Source organism: Nocardioides panacihumi, from assembly GCF_039530925.1.
Lineage (GTDB): Bacteria > Actinomycetota > Actinomycetes > Propionibacteriales > Nocardioidaceae > Nocardioides > Nocardioides panacihumi.
The window spans coordinates 501,400-519,219 of the sequence record NZ_BAAAPB010000004.1; the positions used below are offsets into that span (position 1 = coordinate 501,400).

At 72.2% G+C, this 17,820-nt stretch carries 15 protein-coding genes; 14 read left to right on the forward strand and 1 reads right to left on the reverse strand.

The genetic code is table 11. The features are described from left to right. The first annotated feature begins 96 nt into the window (after positions 1-96). Together ABD205_RS18520 and ABD205_RS18525 are read left to right on the forward strand one after the other, a co-directional pair. Positions 97-2,976 (forward strand): glycosyltransferase, encoded by a 2,880-nt coding sequence (locus ABD205_RS18520; RefSeq protein ID WP_344047380.1) that lies wholly within the window; start codon positions 97-99, stop codon positions 2,974-2,976. Next, a complete protein-coding gene (locus ABD205_RS18525; RefSeq protein ID WP_344047382.1) occupies positions 2,973-4,370 on the forward strand; it encodes a DUF5719 family protein in 1,398 nt (465 codons plus the stop codon). The genes ABD205_RS18520 and ABD205_RS18525 overlap by 4 nt, the downstream gene beginning before the upstream one ends. A gap of 10 nt (positions 4,371-4,380) precedes the next feature. Here the strand turns inward: ABD205_RS18525 and ABD205_RS18530 are convergent, their stop codons facing one another. Next, positions 4,381-4,842, reverse strand: coding sequence for a metallopeptidase family protein (locus ABD205_RS18530; RefSeq protein WP_344047383.1), 462 nt, complete (start codon positions 4,840-4,842; stop codon positions 4,381-4,383). Between the two features lie 50 nt (positions 4,843-4,892). Here ABD205_RS18530 and ABD205_RS18535 point away from each other — a divergent pair, with 50 nt between their 5' ends. From ABD205_RS18535 to hpf, 12 genes are all read left to right on the forward strand, one after another. Next, a complete protein-coding gene (locus tag ABD205_RS18535; protein ID WP_344047385.1) occupies positions 4,893-5,252 on the forward strand; it encodes a DUF3499 domain-containing protein in 360 nt (119 codons plus the stop codon). A 43-nt stretch (positions 5,253-5,295) separates the two neighbouring features. Next, positions 5,296-6,681 carry a phosphomannomutase/phosphoglucomutase gene (locus ABD205_RS18540; RefSeq protein ID WP_344047387.1) on the forward strand — a complete coding sequence of 462 codons (1,386 nt, stop codon included), beginning with the start codon at positions 5,296-5,298 and terminating at the stop codon, positions 6,679-6,681. 1 nt (position 6,682) lies between these two features. Continuing rightward, on the forward strand, positions 6,683-6,889 hold the full coding sequence (locus tag ABD205_RS18545; RefSeq protein WP_344047389.1) for a Trm112 family protein: 207 nt from the start codon (positions 6,683-6,685) through the stop codon (positions 6,887-6,889). A gap of 11 nt (positions 6,890-6,900) precedes the next feature. Then, positions 6,901-7,929, forward strand: a complete 1,029-nt coding sequence (locus ABD205_RS18550; protein WP_344047391.1) for an SIS domain-containing protein — start codon at positions 6,901-6,903, stop codon at positions 7,927-7,929. Between the two features lie 58 nt (positions 7,930-7,987). Continuing rightward, entirely contained in the window at positions 7,988-9,082 is a 1,095-nt protein-coding gene (locus tag ABD205_RS18555) for an acyltransferase family protein (protein ID WP_344047393.1), read from the forward strand. A gap of 80 nt (positions 9,083-9,162) precedes the next feature. Next, on the forward strand, positions 9,163-10,116 hold the full coding sequence (locus ABD205_RS18560) for a DUF808 domain-containing protein (RefSeq protein ID WP_344047395.1): 954 nt from the start codon (positions 9,163-9,165) through the stop codon (positions 10,114-10,116). Positions 10,117-10,240: 124 nt separating this feature from the next. After that, positions 10,241-11,668, forward strand: a complete 1,428-nt coding sequence (ahcY, locus tag ABD205_RS18565) for an adenosylhomocysteinase (protein ID WP_344047397.1) — start codon at positions 10,241-10,243, stop codon at positions 11,666-11,668. Between the two features lie 96 nt (positions 11,669-11,764). Then, positions 11,765-12,466 carry an MtrAB system response regulator MtrA gene (gene mtrA, locus ABD205_RS18570; RefSeq protein WP_344047399.1) on the forward strand — a complete coding sequence of 234 codons (702 nt, stop codon included), beginning with the start codon at positions 11,765-11,767 and terminating at the stop codon, positions 12,464-12,466. A gap of 16 nt (positions 12,467-12,482) precedes the next feature. Continuing rightward, positions 12,483-14,090 carry an MtrAB system histidine kinase MtrB gene (mtrB, locus tag ABD205_RS18575; protein ID WP_344047401.1) on the forward strand — a complete coding sequence of 536 codons (1,608 nt, stop codon included), beginning with the start codon at positions 12,483-12,485 and terminating at the stop codon, positions 14,088-14,090. Beyond that, positions 14,087-15,835: an LpqB family beta-propeller domain-containing protein gene (locus ABD205_RS18580; protein WP_344047403.1), complete on the forward strand. Its 1,749-nt coding sequence runs from the start codon at positions 14,087-14,089 to the stop codon at positions 15,833-15,835. The genes mtrB and ABD205_RS18580 overlap by 4 nt, the downstream gene beginning before the upstream one ends. A gap of 66 nt (positions 15,836-15,901) precedes the next feature. Next, positions 15,902-16,666: a ComF family protein gene (locus ABD205_RS18585; RefSeq protein ID WP_344047405.1), complete on the forward strand. Its 765-nt coding sequence runs from the start codon at positions 15,902-15,904 to the stop codon at positions 16,664-16,666. Positions 16,667-17,092: 426 nt separating this feature from the next. Further along, entirely contained in the window at positions 17,093-17,722 is a 630-nt protein-coding gene (gene hpf / locus ABD205_RS18590) for a ribosome hibernation-promoting factor, HPF/YfiA family (protein ID WP_344047407.1), read from the forward strand. The last annotated feature ends 98 nt before the right edge of the window (positions 17,723-17,820 follow it).

Genomic DNA, 17,820 nt, shown 5'->3' on the forward strand with positions numbered 1-17,820 from the left:
AGCCAGTCAGATGTGACAAGCAGAAGACCCCGGGGGCCCCACCTCGGGGTTTCTGCTTTTCCGGGGCCCTGGGGCGGCCCGTTAGGGTTTCGGATCGTGTCTCAACCTTCGGTCGCCCTGCTCGTCGTCAGCCATGACGGCTCCCGCTGGCTGCCGACGGTGCTCGAGGGCATCCGCTCGCAGACGGTCGCTCCCACGCGCGTCGTCGCGATCGACACCGGCAGCAAGGACGAGAGCCCGCAACTCCTGAGGGAGGCCCTCGGTGAGCTGCACGTCGTCAAGAGCTCGACGACCTTCCCGGAGGCGGTCGACCTCGGCCTCGAGCTGCTCAGGGACGACCCGGCCGGGTGGCTGTGGATCCTGCACGACGACTCCACCCCGGACCCGCGGGCGCTCGAGTGGCTGCTCACCGCCGCCGAGGCCGACCCGTCGTTCGACATCCTCGGGCCGAAGCTGCGCGAGTGGCCGTCGCTGCGCCGGCTCCTCGAGCTGGGCGTGACGATCTCCGGCACGGGCCGCCGCGAGACCGGCCTGGAGCGCGGCGAGTACGACCAGGGGCAGCACAACGACGTACGCACCGTGCTGGCCGTCAACACGGCCGGCATGCTCATCCGCCGGGAGGCGCTGGAGCGGCTCGGTGGATTCGACCCGCAGCTGCCGATGTTCGGCAACGACATCGACCTCGGGTGGCGGGCGGCCCGGGCCGGCATGCGGACGATGGTCGTGCCGGACGCGGTCGTCTTCCACGCCGAGGCGGCCCACCGCGGCGCCCGCAGGACGCCGCTGACCGGTCGCCACACGCACTACCAGGAGCGTCGTGCCGCGCTCTACACGCTGCTGGTGAACGCTCGCGCCCGGGCGCTGCCCTTCCAGGTCGTCAGGCTGTTCTTCGGGACGCTGCTGCGGATGGTGGGCTTCCTCCTGGTCCGCTCGGTCGGCGAGGCCCTCGACGAGCTGGCAGCCCTCCTCAACGTCTACGTCAGGCCCGGCCCGGTCCTGGCGGCCCGGCGCGCCCGGCGCGCGCTCGACGTCGCGGACCCTCGCGAGGTCCGGCGCCTGCTGGCACCGCCGTGGCTGCCGTACCGCCACGGCCTCGACTTCGTCGGCGACGTCGCCGGCGCACTGACCAACCAGGCCTCCGACGTCGCCGAGCGTCGCCGGGCCGCGGCGGCCGAGAGGGACCCCGCGTCCTTCGCGGCGCGGCGGCAGGCGGAGATCGAGGCCGGCGACGCGTACGACGGCGATGCCATCCTGCGCGACACCGGCGTGGTCGCCCGGTTCCTCACGAACCCTGTCGCGCTCCTGCTCGCGGTGGTGGTGATCGCCCTCCTCGTCGCGACGCGTACGGCGTTCGGCACCGTGGTCGGCGGCGGGCTGTCGCCCACGCCGGACGGCGCCGGCCACTGGTGGCGACTGATCGTCGAGTCCTGGCACCCGATCGGCCAGGGGAGCGAGGTGCCGGCGCCGCCGTACCTCCTGCCACTGGCGCTGCTCGCCACGCTGCTCGCCGGGAATCCGGACCTGGCCGTGACGGCCGTCCTCGTGCTGGCCCCACCCGTCGCCCTGTGGGGTGCCTGGCGACTGCTCCGGGTGGTCGGGCGGCTGTTGTCGATCAAGGGCTCGCCGCGCTGGCTGGTCCTGTGGGGCGCGACCTCCTACGCCCTCGTCCCTCTCGTCGCCGGCGCCTGGGGCGACGGCCGACTCGGCCCCGTCGTGGCCGCCGCCACCCTGCCGTGGGCCGCTCACGCGGCACTCGGCTTCGCAGACCCCGTCGCCGACCGCCGGTGGCGCGCTGGCTGGCGCAGCGGTCTACTGCTGGCGCTGATCGTCGCGTTCACCCCCGTCGCCTGGTTGTTCTGCGTCGTCCTGGCCGGCGTGGTGCTGCTGGCAGCCCGATTCCTGGTGCGCGGTGGCGGCATGCTCGGCGACCGCTCGGTGTGGGGACCTCCCGCCGTCGCGCTCGGCGTCCCCGTCGTGCTCTTCGCGGCGTGGTGGCTGCCGGCCCTGCTGCACGGCGCCGGCCACGGCCTCCTGCTGGACGCCGGCATCCCGCCCACCCCCGCACCCTCCGGGTGGGGTCTCGCGCTCGGACGGCTGCCCGACCTCGGCGCGCCGTGGTGGCTCGGTCTCGTCCTGCCCGTGCTCGCGGTGGTGGCGCTGGTGCCGGCGCGCACTCGTGTGCCCGTGCTCGTCTGCTGGGTCGTCGGCCTCGTCGCAGCCGCCGTCGCGCTGGTCCTTTCGCTGGTCACCTTCAACCTGGGTGCCGAGACCTCTCCGGCCGCGACGTCCTTCCTGCTCGTGCTCGTCCAGGGCGCGGCGGTGGTCGCCATCGTCATCGGTGCGCAGGGCGCGCTGGTGGGCCTGAGGGGCCCGCTGCGGGCGGCGGCCGCGGGGCTCGCGATCGTCGCGCTGGTCGTGCCGCTCGGCGGGCTCGCCTGGGCCGTCGCCGGCGACCACGGTGCGCTCGGCGACGCGCCGCCTGCGGACGTGCCGGCGTACATGCTGCAAGCGGCTGCCGAGGGACCCGAGCACGGCATCCTCGTGCTCCACGGAAGCGTCGCGGCCGGCGTCCGCTACAGCGTCGTCCGGGGTGACGGCGTCACGTTGGGCGAGGACGAGATCCTCGCGCTCACGCCGGAGGACACCGGGTTCAGCACGCTGGTCCAGGAGTTCGTGTCGCGACCCGACCAGCACACGGTCGACGGGCTGGCCGCCGCCGGCATCCAGTACGTCGTCCAGCCGGCCCCCAGCGACCCCGCCGTGTCGGCGGCGATCGACGCCGCGAGCGGAGTCACGCAGGCCAGCGCCCAGCGCCGGAGCACGCGCGCCTGGCAGCTCGGCACCGAGCCCTCGGCAGACGCCCTGCAAGGCTCGACCTCGTGGCTCCACGTCGCGCTCGTGGCCGTCGAACTGGTGGGTCTGATCGCGGTCATCGTCCAGTGCGCGCCCACCGTCGAGCGGAGGAGGAAGGCATGATCCCCGACACCCCCGCGGGCCGTGGTGACACTGCGCACCGCAGGTTCGACCTGACCACCGTCGTGGCGATCGCGCTCCCGCTCGTCGTGGCGCTGCTGCTGGTCGTGGTCCGGCCGGACGCGCCAGCGCTCGAGCGGACGCCACCGACCACCAGCGCGCTGACCACCAGCTCGGTGGTCTGTCCCAGCGCGCTCGACGGCAGGTCGGGCAACGAGTCGACGCTGGGTGTCGCCAGCGCCTCCGGTGCCAGCGGGACGCTGACGCTGACATCCGGGGCCGGTGCGTCCACGGCATCCGTGGCGCCCGGCAGGGTCGCCGATGTCAAGGGTCAGGACGCGCCCGTCGTGGTCGCCGGCCAGGGGGACCTGGCGCCGGGAGTCGTCGCCGGGATCTCGTCCTCCAAGCCGCTCACCGCTCTTGACTGCGCCCCCGTCTCGGCGAGCCAGTGGTTCACCGGCGTCGGAGCCGGACCGACGCACGCGTCCGTGCTGGAGCTGGCCAACCCGAACCCCGGTCCGGCCGTCGCCGACGTCGCCGTCCTGAGTGACGAGGGCCCGTTGGAGGTCCCGGCGCTTCGCGGCATCGCCGTGGAGGGCAGGTCGCACGTCCGGCTCGACCTCGGCACCGTCGTGCCACGCACCGGCGACCTCGCGCTGCACGTCGTCGTCGAGCGCGGCCAGCTCGGCGTCGCGATCCGCGACCGCGGCGAGAAGCTGACCGGGGGCACGACGACCGAGGACTGGCTGCCCGCCCAGGCGCGCCCGTCGCGTCGCAACCTGCTCCTCGGCGTCCAGCCCGGATCCGGACGGCACACCCTGACGATCGCGAACGACTCCGACGGCCAGGCCACCGCGACCCTGCGACTAATCACCGCCGGCTCGGTGTTCTCGCCGGCCGGCGCCAAGCCCATCACCGTCCCGCCGCACGGCGTCGCCCGCACCTACCTCGACGACCTGCTGAAGAGCCCCACGGCCAAGGACGCGATCGGAGTGGAGGTCGATGCCGACCAGGCGGTCACCGCCTCGTTGCGCTCGGTGGTCGACGGAGACCTGTCGATCCTCACGCCGGGGCGCCGGGTGTTCAACCCGACGACGGCCGTGCTCCCGGGCGGCAAGAAGCGGCTGGTCCTGGCCGGCGCGGATGCGGTCGGCGTGGCGACGGTCGTGGCACGCGCCGCCGACGGCACCGAGCTGCTGAACCAGCGCGTGTCCCTCCAACCCGACGAGGGTGCCTCGCTCGACCTCCCGGACCGGGCGGCGTCCGTGGAGGTCACGCCCCAGCGCACGGCGCTGCGAGGCGCGGTGCTCGTGCAGGACGGCGGCTCGGCCGTCGTACGGCTGCGCGAGCTGGTGCGTGCCGGCGCCGTGCCGGCCGTCGCGCCTGGACGCCGCTGACCAGGAGGGGTCAGTCCCGTTCGTAGCGCGGGTCGATCACCGACGGCTCCACGTTGAGCAGCTCGGCGATCTGCTCGACGACGACCGTCAGGATCATCGCCTCGAGGTCGGACCGGGTCTCGCAGCGGTGCTCGATGGGGCGCCGGAAGAGCACCAGCCTGGTCGGCGTCGCGCCGGAGCCGCGCACGAGCGACGACAGCGGGACGGTGTCGACGGACCAGTCGTCGGGCAGCTGGGGTGCGTCCTCGACGGCGTACTCCACGAGCCCGAGGCGGTCCGCCCACGCCGCGTCGACCTCGCTGATGATGCCGAGGGCGAGGTCGTCGAAGCGCTCCCTGGCCGTGCGCAGCTCCGGCACTCCGGGCACCTGGGGCGCGACGCCGGGCCCGCGCATTCCGCGGCCTCGGCGGTCCCTCCGGCCACGCTGTCCCGCGCGACGCCGGCCGATGTCGATCACCAGTTCCGCCAGCACATCCGCGAGCCTAGTCCGCGTGACCCCCGACGGGCGGTACGGTCTGCCTCGTGAGTCCCGCCCGTCGCTGTTCACGTACGGCCTGTGGCCGCCCTGCGGTCATGACCCTGACCTACGTGTACGCCGACCAGACAGCGGTCCTGGGTCCGCTGGCGACCTACGCCGAGCCGCACGCCTACGACCTCTGCCCCGAGCACAGCGAGCGGCTGTCGGCCCCGCGTGGCTGGGAGGTCCTCCGGCTCGCGACAGGGCCCATCGACCCCGGCCCGTCCAACGACGACCTCCTGGCCCTGGCCGACGCCGTCCGCGAGGCGGGGCGCCCGGTGCAGCCCGCGCCGCGGCCCGTCGCCGAGACGGGTTCGCGCGAGACGCACCGCAAGGGTCACCTGCGGGTCCTCACCAGCGACTGACCGGCTGCTCCGCGCGACCGCGCATCCTCTAGGGTTCTGGACCATGGCCTCGTCCCTCGACCCCGCGAACGTCTCCGCCGTCTTCAAGGCCTACGACGTCCGCGGCACCGTGCCGGACCAGGTCGACGAGGACCTGGCCCGCGCGACGGGTCGAGCCTTCGTGGAGGTGCTCGGTGGCCCGCAGGGTCCGGTGCGGCGGATCGTGGTCGGTCACGACATGCGGCCGAGCTCGCCGTCGCTCGCGCGCGCCTATGCCGATGGCGCGAACGAGGCCGGCGCGGACGTGGTCATGATCGGCCTCTGCTCCACCGACCAGCTCTACTTCGCCTCCGGTCACCTCGGCCTGCCCGGTGTCATGTTCACCGCCAGCCACAACCCGGCGCAGTACAACGGCATCAAGCAGTGCCGCGCGTTCGCCGCGCCCGTCGGCATGGAGTCCGGCCTGGCCGAGATCCGCGACCGTGTGCTGCAGGGCTCGGCCGCAGGCGAGCAGCGCACCGGCACCATCGAGGAGCAGGAGACCCTCGACGACTACGTCGACCACCTGCTCGGCCTCGCCCCGGTCTCCGGGCGTCCGCTGAAGGTCGTCGTCGATGCCGGCAACGGCATGGCCGGCCACACCGCGCCGGCCGTCTTCGCGAAGCTGCCCGGCATCGACCTGGTGCCCCTCTACTTCGACCTCGACGGCTCGTTCCCGAACCACGAGGCCAACCCCATCGAGCCGGAGAACCTGCGCGACCTGCAGGCGAAGGTGCGCGAGACCGGCGCCGACGTCGGGCTGGCCTTCGACGGTGACGCCGACCGGTGCTTCCTCGTCGACGAGCGGGGCGAGCTGGTCTCGCCGTCGACCCTGACGGCGCTCATCGCAGCCCGCGAGCTCGCCAAGTCACCCGGCAGCGCGGTCATCCACAACCTGATCACCAGCCGGGCGGTCCCGGAGATCGTGAGCGAGCTCGGCGGCACGCCGGTGCGCACCCGCGTCGGGCACTCCTTCATCAAGGCCACGATGGCCGAGACCGACGCGGTCTTCGGCGGCGAGCACTCGGGTCACTTCTACTTCCGCGACTTCTGGCGGGCCGACTCGGGCATGCTCGCCGCGCTCCACGCGATGGCCGCGCTCGCGGAGACCGACGGCACGCTCAGCGCGCTCCTCGCGCCGTACGAGCGCTATCCGCTGTCGGGCGAGATCAACTCCACCGTCGCCGACCAGCAGGCCGTGCTCGAGGAGATCGAGCGCGCCTACGCCGATCGCGAAGCGGTGAGCTTCGACCGGCTCGACGGGCTCACGGTCAGCACCCCTGACTGGAGCTTCAACGTCCGCGCCTCCAACACCGAGCCGCTGCTGCGGCTCAACGTCGAGGGCAAGGACACCCCCACCATGGAGCACCTCCGCGACGAGGTGCTCGCGATCATCCGGAAGGACACCTGACATGGCCACCACGCTCGGCCTTGACGAGAAGCTGCTGGAGATCATCGTCTGCCCGCAGTGCCACGGCGCCCTGCTGCCCGTGGAGACGAGCCCCGGGGACCCGGCTCAGGGAGGCGAGCTGGTCTGCCAGGGCAGCTGCGGCAACGCCTACCCGGTCCGTGACGGGATCCCCGTGCTCCTGGTCGACGAGGCCCGGAAGCCGGCCTGAGGCACGGTCCGATGGCCACCTGGTTCGACGAGTCACGGCTCGACGACGAGCAGGCGCTCGCCGGCGCCGACGTACGGCTGCGCTGGCTCGCCGAGTCAGGTGCCCGCGTACGGCGGGAGGCGGCCGAGGCCGCGACCGCGCTCGACCTCGCCCTCGAACGCGCGGCGTCCTCGGGCCGGCCGCGTGCCGTCGTGGCCGCCGGGCCTGACTCGCGCCTGGTCCGCGCGGTCCTGGAGCCCTCGTGCCCGGTGCCCTTTGTGGCCTGGCCGTCGCCGAACCTGCCCGGCTGGGTCGGCAGTCTCGACCTGGTCGTGGTGCTCGCCCCCGACGGCGGAGACGCCGGCACGGCCAGCGCCGTGGCGGAGGCAGTGCGGCGCGGCTGCCAGGTGGTGGTCGCCTGCCCGGAGCGGTCCCTCGTCGCCGAGCACGCCGTGGGCCGTGACGCCACGGTGCTGCCGGTCACCACCCGCGACCAGCTGGCCGTCGCCGTCCTCATGCTCTCCTTCCTCGATCGCACCGGGCTCGGTCCCAGTGCGGACCCCGAGGACGTCGCGACGGCCCTCGACCAGGTGGCGATCGCCTGCTCGCCCCACCGCGACGTCTCGGTCAACCCCGGCAAGGTGCTCGCGCTGACCCTGGCCGACTCCCTGCCCCTCGTCTGGGGCGGCTCCGTGCTGGCCGCCCGCGCTGCCCGCCGGGTCGCCGAGTCGATCCGGCTCGCGAGCGGACGGGGCGCCCTCGCGGGCGACGCCGAGCACCTGCTGCCCGTGATCGAGGCGGCCCGCCAGCACACGGTCTTCGACGACCCGGTCGACGGTGAGGGGAGCGCGCGCCCCGTGCTCGTGGTGCTCGACGACGGCGCCGACGACCCGGTGCGGCACGAGCAGCGCAACGCGCTGACCAGGGCGGCCGACGAGCGCGGCGTCCGCGTCGAGGTGGTGGCGGCCGAGGCCGCGGGCGAGGTCGCGCGATACGCCGAGCTGCTGCTCTCGGGCACCTACAGCGCGGCGTACCTGCGCATCGGTCTCGTGGAGGACTGAGGAGCACCTCACAGCGCCCTCGCGTGTCTCTCCGAGGGTCGTTGGGTACCCAGGTCCGGTGAGATCTCTGCGCGATCCCCGCCTGGACAACGCCAAGATGCTGCTGGTGACGCTCGTCGTCGTCGGCCATTCCTGGACGATGCTGGCCGACAACGCGTTGGACAACCACCTCTACGACTTCCTCTACACCTGGCACATGCCGGCGTTCGTCCTCATCACCGGCTACCTGTCCCGCGGGTTCGAGTGGACCGGGCCGAGGCTGTGGTCGCTGGTGCGCTCGGTCGCGGTGCCGTACGTGATCGTGGAGGCCGCGCTCGCGATGTTCCGGCTGTGGGCCGGCGGCGAGCACCTGCAGCACCTGTGGATCGATCCGCACTGGCCGCTCTGGTACCTCCCCGCCCTCTTCATCTGGCGTCTGGCGAGCCCGCTGCTGCGCTCGCCGTGGATCGCCCTGCCGGTCGCCGTCGTCGCCAGCCTGCTCGGTGGCCTCGTCACCGACGCCACCCTCGACCTCGCCCGTGTCCTGGGCTTCCTGCCGTTCTTCGTGCTCGGCCTGCACGCGACCCCCGAGCGTCTCGCCTGGCTGCGGACCACGACCGCCCGGTACGCCGCCGTCGCCGTGATGATCGCGATCTGGTTCCTGAGCGGCCACCTGCGCTCCTGGGCCGGAACGGGGGAGTGGCTCTACTACAACGACACCTACACCGCGATGGGCGCGAGCCCGACCCATGGCTACGCCACCCGTCTGATCGTGCTGGTGGCCGGTGCGATCGGTGCCGTCGCGCTGCTCGCGCTGATGACCTCCAAGACCGGCTGGTTCACGCGGATGGGGTCGATGACGCTGGTCGTCTACCTCTGCCACGGCTTCTTCATCAAGTCGCTGCACTACGTCGGCTACGCGGGCTGGGCGCACGACCACGGCGTCCTCGCGCTGATCGTCACGAGCGCGATCTCCGTCGCGATCGCGCTGTTCCTGGCGTGGCGGCCGGTGGCCGGCACGCTGCTGCGCGTCATCGACCCGCTCGGCCATGCCGAGAAGCGGCTGCGCCAGGCCACCGAGCTCGCCGTCGTCGCGGCCAACGCGGAGGCCGAGACGGATCGGCGCCCGATGCACCCGACCACCGATCGCGACCCGGTGCCCGCGTCGCACTAGCCTTCCCGCATGACCACCCGACCGAGTTCTGCGCTCCACCCGCTGCGCTCGCTCCACACAGAACTCGGTGGGGACCCCGGATGAGCGCGGGGCTGTTCGGCCTGCTGGACGACGTCGCGGCGATCGCGAAGCTCGCCGCGGCCTCGGTCGACGACGTCGGCGCGGCCGCGGGCAAGGCGACCGCGAAGGCGGCCGGCGTGGTGGTCGACGACACGGCGGTCACCCCCCAGTACGTCCAGGGCATCGCCGCCGAGCGCGAGCTCCCGATCATCAAGAAGATCGCGATCGGCTCGCTGCGCAACAAGCTGCTGATCATCCTGCCGGTCGCGCTGGTGCTGAGCCAGTGGATGGAGTGGCTGATCGCACCGATCCTCATGGTCGGCGGTGCCTACCTCGCCTTCGAGGGTGCGGAGAAGGTCTGGGAGCGGCTGCGGCACCACGACGACGTCGTCGGTGACCTGCCGAGTCCGCATCCCGACGGCAAGGACGAGAAGACGCTGGTGGCCAGCGCGATCCGGACCGACCTGATCCTGTCCACCGAGATCATGGTGATCGCCCTCAAGGAGGTGGCCGACCAGTCCTTCTGGGCGCGGCTGGCGATCCTCGTCGTGGTGGCGATCGCGATCACGATCGGGGTGTACGGCGTCGTCGGGCTGATCGTGAAGATGGACGACGCCGGACTCAGCCTCGCCCAGCGCCGCTCGCGGTTCAGCCGCGCGGTCGGCCGCGGTCTGGTCGCGGCGATGCCGAGACTGCTGGCGGTCATCTCGGTCGTCGGTGTGATCGCCATGCTGTGGGTCGGCGGGCACATCCTGCTCAGCAACGCCGCAGAGGTCGGGTGGCACTGGCCCTACGACACCGTGCACCACGCGGAGGAGGACATCCACCACCAAGTGCAGGGGGTCGGCGCCCTGGCCGGGTGGCTGTTCAACACGCTCGTGTCCTTCGTGGTCGGACTCGTGGTCGGTGGCCTGATCGTCGCTGTGACGCACCTGCTGCCGTTCGGGCGTCGGCACGGCGCGGAGGCGCACTGACCGGTCGCGCAGATTCAGCCGGTCGGCGTACCCGCTTGTAGTCTGCTCTGGAACGTCATGCGCGGGAGATCCCGGAGGAGCGCAGATGCGCCGCAGACGTCGACTCCAGCACAAGGAAGTTGTCATGGACTACAAGGTTGCTGACCTGAGCCTGGCCGAGTACGGCCGCAAGGAGATCGCCCTCGCCGAGCACGAGATGCCCGGCCTGATGGCTCTGCGTGCGCGCTACGGCGACACCAAGCCGCTTGCTGGCGCGCGCGTCGCCGGCTCGCTCCACATGACCATCCAGACCGCGGTCCTCATCGAGACGCTGGTCGCCCTCGGCGCCGACGTGCGCTGGGCCTCCTGCAACATCTTCTCGACCCAGGACCACGCGGCCGCGGCCGTCGTCGTGGGCCCGAACGGCACCGTCGACGCCCCGCAGGGCACGCCGGTCTTCGCCTGGAAGGGCGAGACCCTCGCCGAGTACTGGGACCTCGCCGAGCAGGTCTTCGACTTCGGCGGCGAGGGCCCGAACATGCTCCTCGACGACGGCGGTGACATCACGCTCCTCGTCCACAAGGGCGTCGAGTTCGAGAAGGCCGGCGCGGTCCCCTCGCCGGACACCACCGACAACCACGAGTTCAAGGAGGTGCTGCGTGTCCTCGGTCGCTCGATCGAGAACGACCCGCAGCGCTGGACGACGATCGCCAACAGCATCAAGGGCGTCTCCGAGGAGACGACCACCGGCGTGCACCGCCTCTACGAGCGGTTCAAGGAGGGCTCGCTGCTCTTCCCGGCGATCAACGTCAACGACTCCGTCACCAAGTCGAAGTTCGACAACAAGTACGGCACCCGCCACTCCGCCATCGACGGCATCAACCGCGGCACCGACATCCTGATCGGCGGCAAGGTCGCCGTCGTCTGCGGGTACGGCGACGTCGGCAAGGGCACGGCGGAGGCGCTGCGTGGCCAGGGCGCCCGCGTCATCGTCACCGAGATCGACCCGATCAACGCCCTGCAGGCCGCCATGGACGGCTACGCCGTCAAGCGCCTCGAGAGCGTTGTCGCCGAGGGCGACATCTTCATCACGACCACGGGCAACTACAACATCATCACGGTCGAGCACTTCGCCCAGATGAAGCACAACGCGCTCGTCGGCAACATCGGTCACTTCGACAACGAGATCGACATGGCCGGCCTCGCCGCCGTTCCGGGCATCGTCCGCGACAACATCAAGCCGCAGGTCGACACCTGGACCTTCCCCGACGGCAAGTCGGTGATCGTCCTGTCCGAGGGTCGTCTCTACAACCTCGGCAACGCGACCGGTCACCCGTCGTTCGTCATGTCGAACTCGTTCACGAACCAGGTGCTGGCTCAGATCGAGCTCTTCACCAAGACCGACGAGTACCCGGTCGGCGTCTTCGTGCTGCCGAAGATCCTCGACGAGGAGGTCGCCCGGCTGCACCTCGACGCCCTCGGCGTCGAGCTCACCGAGCTGACCACCGAGCAGGCCGACTACATCGGTGTCCCGGTCGAGGGCCCGTACAAGCCGGAGCACTACCGCTACTGATCCACCCCCTCTCGGACGTCATACGGGTCGGCGGCTACGCCGACCGATCCGTATGACGTCCGCGGCATTTACGACCGCTAAGGCAGAATCGATCCCATGAGCACCACGGTGGACCCGGGCACGAAGGGTCGCATCCTCGTCGTCGACGACGACGCCTCTCTCGCCGAGATGCTCTCGATCGTCCTGCGCCAGGAGGGATTCGACTCCGAGCTCTGCGGCCGCGGCGACGAGGCGATGGCGACGTTCCGTGACTACCGTCCGGACCTCGTCCTGCTCGACCTGATGCTGCCCGGTCTCGACGGCATCGAGGTGTGCAAGCAGATCCGCGCCGAGTCCGGCGTACCGATCGTCATGCTCACCGCCAAGGGCGACACCGTCGACGTCGTCGTCGGCCTCGAGTCCGGCGCCGACGACTACGTCGTCAAGCCGTTCAAGCCCAAGGAGCTGGTCGCCCGCATCCGAGCCCGGATGCGCAAGTTCGACGACGCCGACTCCGAGGCGCTCGCGATCGGCGACCTCGTCATCGACGTCGCCGGCCACACCGTCACCCGCGACGGCTCTCCGATCGCGCTCACGCCGCTCGAGTTCGACCTGCTCGTCTGCCTGGCGCGCAAGCCGCACCAGGTCTTCTCCCGCGAGATCCTGCTCGAACAGGTCTGGGGCTACCGGCACGCCGCGGACACCCGGCTGGTCAACGTGCATGTCCAGCGACTGCGCTCCAAGGTCGAGCACGACCCGGAGAACCCCGAGATCGTGGTGACCGTCCGCGGTGTCGGCTACAAGGCCGGCAGCCAGTAGGGCGAGGGACCACCAAGTGCTGAGGCGCGTCCTGACGGTGTGGCGCCGGTCGATCCAGGCCCGCGTCGTGGTGACGACCGTGCTGCTCTCGGCACTCGCCGTCTCCGCCGTCGGGTGGCTGCTCCTCCAGCAGGTCCGCGACGGTCTGCTCCAGCACCGCGTCGATGCGGTGCTCGCGGAGTCCGCGACGGAGGTCGCCGACGCCCGCGACCGACTCTCCGCCGCGTCGTCGGTCGACGTCGACGCCTCGGGACAGCAACGCGACCTGGTCGAGCCGATCATCCAGCGCGGGGCCACCCGTGGCTTCGACGTCGTGATGGCCGGGCCGATCAACCGTGACGGCGAGAACCCGGGCGGACGGATCGCCGACGGCGGCGCCGAGTTCTCCCCGGGCCTCGACACCGCGAGCGTGCCCGTCAGGCTCGAGGACCACTTCGCCCGCCGGGACGGCACCGCCTGGACCTACACGACGATCCGCTCCACCGACGGGGACACCGTGACGTCGGTGCCGGGGATCGTGGTCGGCTCCCAGGTCGAGCTCCCCGCCGACGGCCTGACCTACGTCCTCTACTTCCTCTACCCGCTCAACGAGGAGCAGGAGACGCTCGGCCTCGTCACCCGGGCCCTGCTCGCCGCCGGTGCGTTGCTGCTCCTGCTCGTCGCAGGCGTCACCTGGCTGGTCACGCGCCAGGTGGTCACTCCCATCCGACTCGCCCGCCAGGTCGCCGAGCGGCTCGCCGCGGGCCAGCTGCAGGAGCGCCTCCGCGTCCACGGCGAGGACGACCTCGCCCGGCTCGCGATCTCGTTCAACCAGATGGCCAGCAACCTCCAGCGCCAGATCCGGCAGCTCGAGGAGCTCAGCCGGGTGCAGCGTCGCTTCACCTCCGACGTCTCCCACGAGCTGCGCACGCCTCTCACGACGGTCCGGATGGCCGGCGACGTGCTCCACGACGCACGCGGGCGCTTCGACCCGGCCGCATCCCGTGCCGCGGAGCTTCTGCAGACCGAGCTGGACCGGTTCGAGCGGCTCCTCGTCGACCTGCTCGAGATCAGCCGCTTCGACGCGGGCGCGGCCGTGCTGGAGACCGACGACGTCAACCTCGTCGACGTCGTCCACCGCGTCGTGGACGCCGCGCAGCCGCTGGCCCGCAAGCGCGGGGTCGAGGTCGCCGTACGGGCTCCGGACCGGCCCTGCCTGGCCGAGGCCGACGTACGTCGGGTCGAGCGGATCCTGCGCAACCTGGTGGCCAACGCGATCGACCACGCCGCCGCGCCGCCGACACCCGGGGTGCCTGCCATCGTGGTCAGCGTCGACGCCGACGATCAGGCGGCCGCTGTCGCGGTGCGCGACTACGGCGTCGGCCTGGCGCCGGGGGAGTCGGCGATGGTCTTCAACCGATTCTGGCGCGCCGACCCGGCCCGTGACCGCTCCAGCGGTGGCACCGGTCTCGGCCTCGCGATCTCGCTGGAGGACACCCACCTGCACGGCGGCTGGCTGCAGGCCTGGGGCCGTCCCGGCGGCGGCGCCCAGTTCCGCCTCACCCTGCCGCGCCGGGTCGGGGGGCCGCTTCACCACAGCCCGCTGCCGCTCGTGCCGACGGACGCCGGGGAGCGTGTGTCATGAACCGCCGCCTGTTCTCAGTCCTCGCCGCGTCGGCGATCCTGTCCGCACTCACCGGCTGCGGCGTCGGCATGCCCGTGAGCGGGGACGTCATCGAGGCCGGTCCGGATCCTCAGACGACTCGCGTGCCCGGGATCTCGATCGATCCTCGGCCGCCGCAGCCCGGCGCCTCGCCGACCGAGATCGTGCAGGGCTTCCTGGACGCCATGCTCGCCACACCGACGCAGACCCGCTCCGCGCAGCAGTTCCTGACCAAGGGTGCGCGGACGTCGTGGGACCCCGCTCGGTCGACGGTCGTCTACGGGGAGAAGGGCGTGCCGCGCGGCGGCGCGACCGGTGTCAGCGTGGACCTGACCCAGGCCTATCGCCTCGATGCGCGTGGCGCCTGGCGGGGTGCGCTTGCCGCCCCCGACCGCCGGATGGCGTTCCGGGTCGCGCGCGAGAACGGGCAGTGGAGGATCGCGTCCGCTCCCGACGCCCTGGTCGTGCCGATCTCCTGGTTCGAGGCCCGCTTCGTGCAGCTCTCGCTCTACTTCTTCGACGCCACCGGTCGGGCGCTGGTGCCCGAGCCGGTGTTCGTCCCGCGTGGCAACCAGCTGGCCACGACGCTCGTGCGAGACCTGGTCGCGGGTCCGCCGCCCGAGCTCTCCGGCGTCGTCAGGAGCTTCCTGCCGCCCGGCGTCGGGGAGGGTCTCTCGGTCCCCGTCAACGCGCACGGCACCGCCGAGATCGCGCTGACCGCGGGGCCGGACCAGCCGGCGCAGCCGACGCCTCAGGCGCTCACCCTGCTCACGGCGCAGCTCGGATGGACCTTGCGGCAGGACCCGTCCGTGACCTCGATCAGGCTCTCCATCGGCGGACGCCCCGTGCAGCTGCCGGGCGGTCGAGCCGAGTTCAGCGTCTCGGACGGACCCGAGTACGACCCGGCCGGCTACCAGACCAGCGCGCAGATGTTCGGCCTCGACGCACACGGCCGCCTGGTCTCGGGCCAGCCGCCCACCCTCACCCCGGTCTCCGGCGTGTTCGGCACGCGGCCCGCGGGGCTGCGGGCCGTCGCCGTCGACCTCGACGGCGAGCGGGCGGCGGGGGTGACGGCGGCCGGCACCGCCGTCCAGGTGGCCGACGTGCGCGAAGGCGCGACGGCGACGACGGTCGCCCGGGGGCGGGACCTGCTGCGGCCCGCGTGGGACATCGCGGGTCGCCTGTGGCTCGTCGACCGCACGCCCGCAGGCGCCCGGATCTCGTACGTCGAGGGCGACGGCGCGCCCCGCCCTGTCGAGGTGCCCGGCATGACCGGCGCTGACATCGTCCGGTTCCTCGTCTCGCGCGACGGCACCCGCATCGTCGCGGTACGGCGCGACGAGACCGGCGACCGGCTCGTCGTCAGCCGTCTGCGCAGCGACGACGAGGGGCGTGTCGTCGCGGCGAGCGCGGCGGTCCAGATCTCACCTGCCGAGAGCTCGCCGACGCGGATCAAGGACATCGCCTGGGACTCGCCGACGACGGTCCTCCTGCTGCACCGTCTCTCCGGCGCGACCCAGCTGCGCCCAACCGCGGTCGACGGGTCGAGCGCGGCGTTCCCGGCCCAGCCGATCGTCGTCGCCGACAGCGTCGACGCGGTGCTGAGCTCGCCCGTCAACGGGCAGGGGGCGTACGGCGTCTTCGGCACCCAGATGCGCGGCCTCACCGGAGACACCCGCGACTCGGTGCTGGACGGGCCGGTCACCTCCCTCGGCTTCGTGGGTTGAGAGCGCCTTCCACAGCCGCCTGGTCGCGGCCTTGCTCGGTCCCGCGCCCGCATGTCGGATGGTGCCGTGCCGACCAGCCTCCGCGACGCCTGGGCCGACCTGCTCCTCGGGGCGACCTGCGTCGGGTGTGCCCGGCCTGGTCGCCTGCTCTGCCGGCCCTGCGAGTCGGCGCTCCCGCGCGCCGCTCGGCAGGCCTGGCCGTCGCCGACCCCGCCCGGCCTCGTGCCCCCTTTCGCGGCCGGACCCTATGAGGGGACCGTTCAGCAACTCGTGCTCGGCCTCAAGGAGCACCGCCTGCTGGCGCTGCGCCGACCGCTCGGGAGCCTCCTCGGCGCCGCGGTCGGTGCAGCCCTCACGGCCGTCGACGGTCCGGTCGCGCTCGTCCCGGTGCCGTCGCGTCCGAGCAGCGTCCGGCAGCGCGCACTCGACGCGACGTACGACGTGACGGCGGTCGCGGCCCGTGACCTCCGTGCCGCCGGGATGGACGTGACCGCCGTCCGGCTCCTGCGGACGCGGCCCGGGCTGCGTGACCAGGCGGGCCTCACGGCGACCGACCGGGTGGCCAATCTCGCGGGCTCGATGACCTGTCCTGCCGGCGGACTGGTCCAACTGGCGAGACGACTGCCGAGGGCTCGCGTCGTCATCTGCGACGACGTGATCACCACCGGCGCGACGGCCCGAGAGGCGCAACGAGCCCTGCAGTGCGTGGGTCTCGAGGTGCTCGCGGTGGCGGCGGTGGCGGCGACGCGACGTCGGCTCGGGAGGGGGCCCGAGTGCATTTCAGGGAAGTCTTCACGCCCCGCCCTTGGCCCGTCAGGGGCAGGGGTCTAACGTCTCTGTATGGAGTCCGTCCGGGTCCGTGGTTGCGTCGTCCAGACGTCCGGGCACCGGGCGCCTGAACGACTAGCCGATGCCAGTCGCAGGCGAAGCGGCCCACGTAACCCGAGCGATCGGGGATCACGGTGCGGCTTAGACATAAGTCCTGCCCCGGGTCTGCCGTCAGATGCGGCACGGCCTCGGGAGAAGGTGGAGTGGCACCGAGCCGCGAGCCCTCAGCAGGCGATTGTGGGGACGAAGACCAGGTCGGCCGGGCGGACTCCTCCCCGGCCCCCCGACGCGCACGTGGCTGGGTCGGTATCTCTCGACGACCGCTCGGAACCAGGGTCGCCGGTGAGTCGCCGGCTCGTCAGGCACGCGCCGGGAGACCGGAGAACACTCCCCGAAATGCCCCTCTAAAAGCACGGGAGGTAACCACCCATGGAAGTTGTTGTCACCGGACGCAACTGCGAGGTCTCCGACAGGTTCCGCACCCACGCCACCGAGAAGCTCGGCAGGCTGGAGAAGCATGACCACCGCATCATGCGGGTGCACGTGGAGGTCGACTGCGAACCCAATCCGCGGCAGCACAAGGGCGCGATCCACGTCCAGCTGACCGCGTTCTCGAAGGGGCCGGTGATACGCGCCGAGGCGTGTGCTGAGGACAAGATGGGGGCGCTCGATCTCGCGCTCGACAAGATGGCCTCGCAGATGCGGCGGGCGGCAGACCGTCGGCGGGTCCACCGCGGCCGGCGTACGCCCGTGTCCGTCGGGCAGGCCTTCGCCGATCTGCCGGTCGACGAGCCGGAGGCCGGGGGCGAGTCGTCCGACGAGCGCGCCGTGGAGCGCCAGGTCGGGCCGATCACGGTGACCGGCGACGGTCCACTGGTCGTCCGCGAGAAGGTCCACGCCGCCTCGCCGATCACCCTCGACCAGGCGCTCTACGAGATGGAGCTCGTCGGCCACGACTTCTTCCTCTTCGTGGACAAGGACACCAAGCGTCCGTCTGTCGTCTACCGCCGCCGCGGCTACGACTACGGCGTGATCGGGCTCGACCTCGGCGACGACTGACGTCCTGCGACCGCCCTGACCGGGCCGGGATGGTCCACTTGGACCATCCCGGCCCGTTCGACATCACCCCGTCGGCAGGGCAACGGTGACCCGGACGT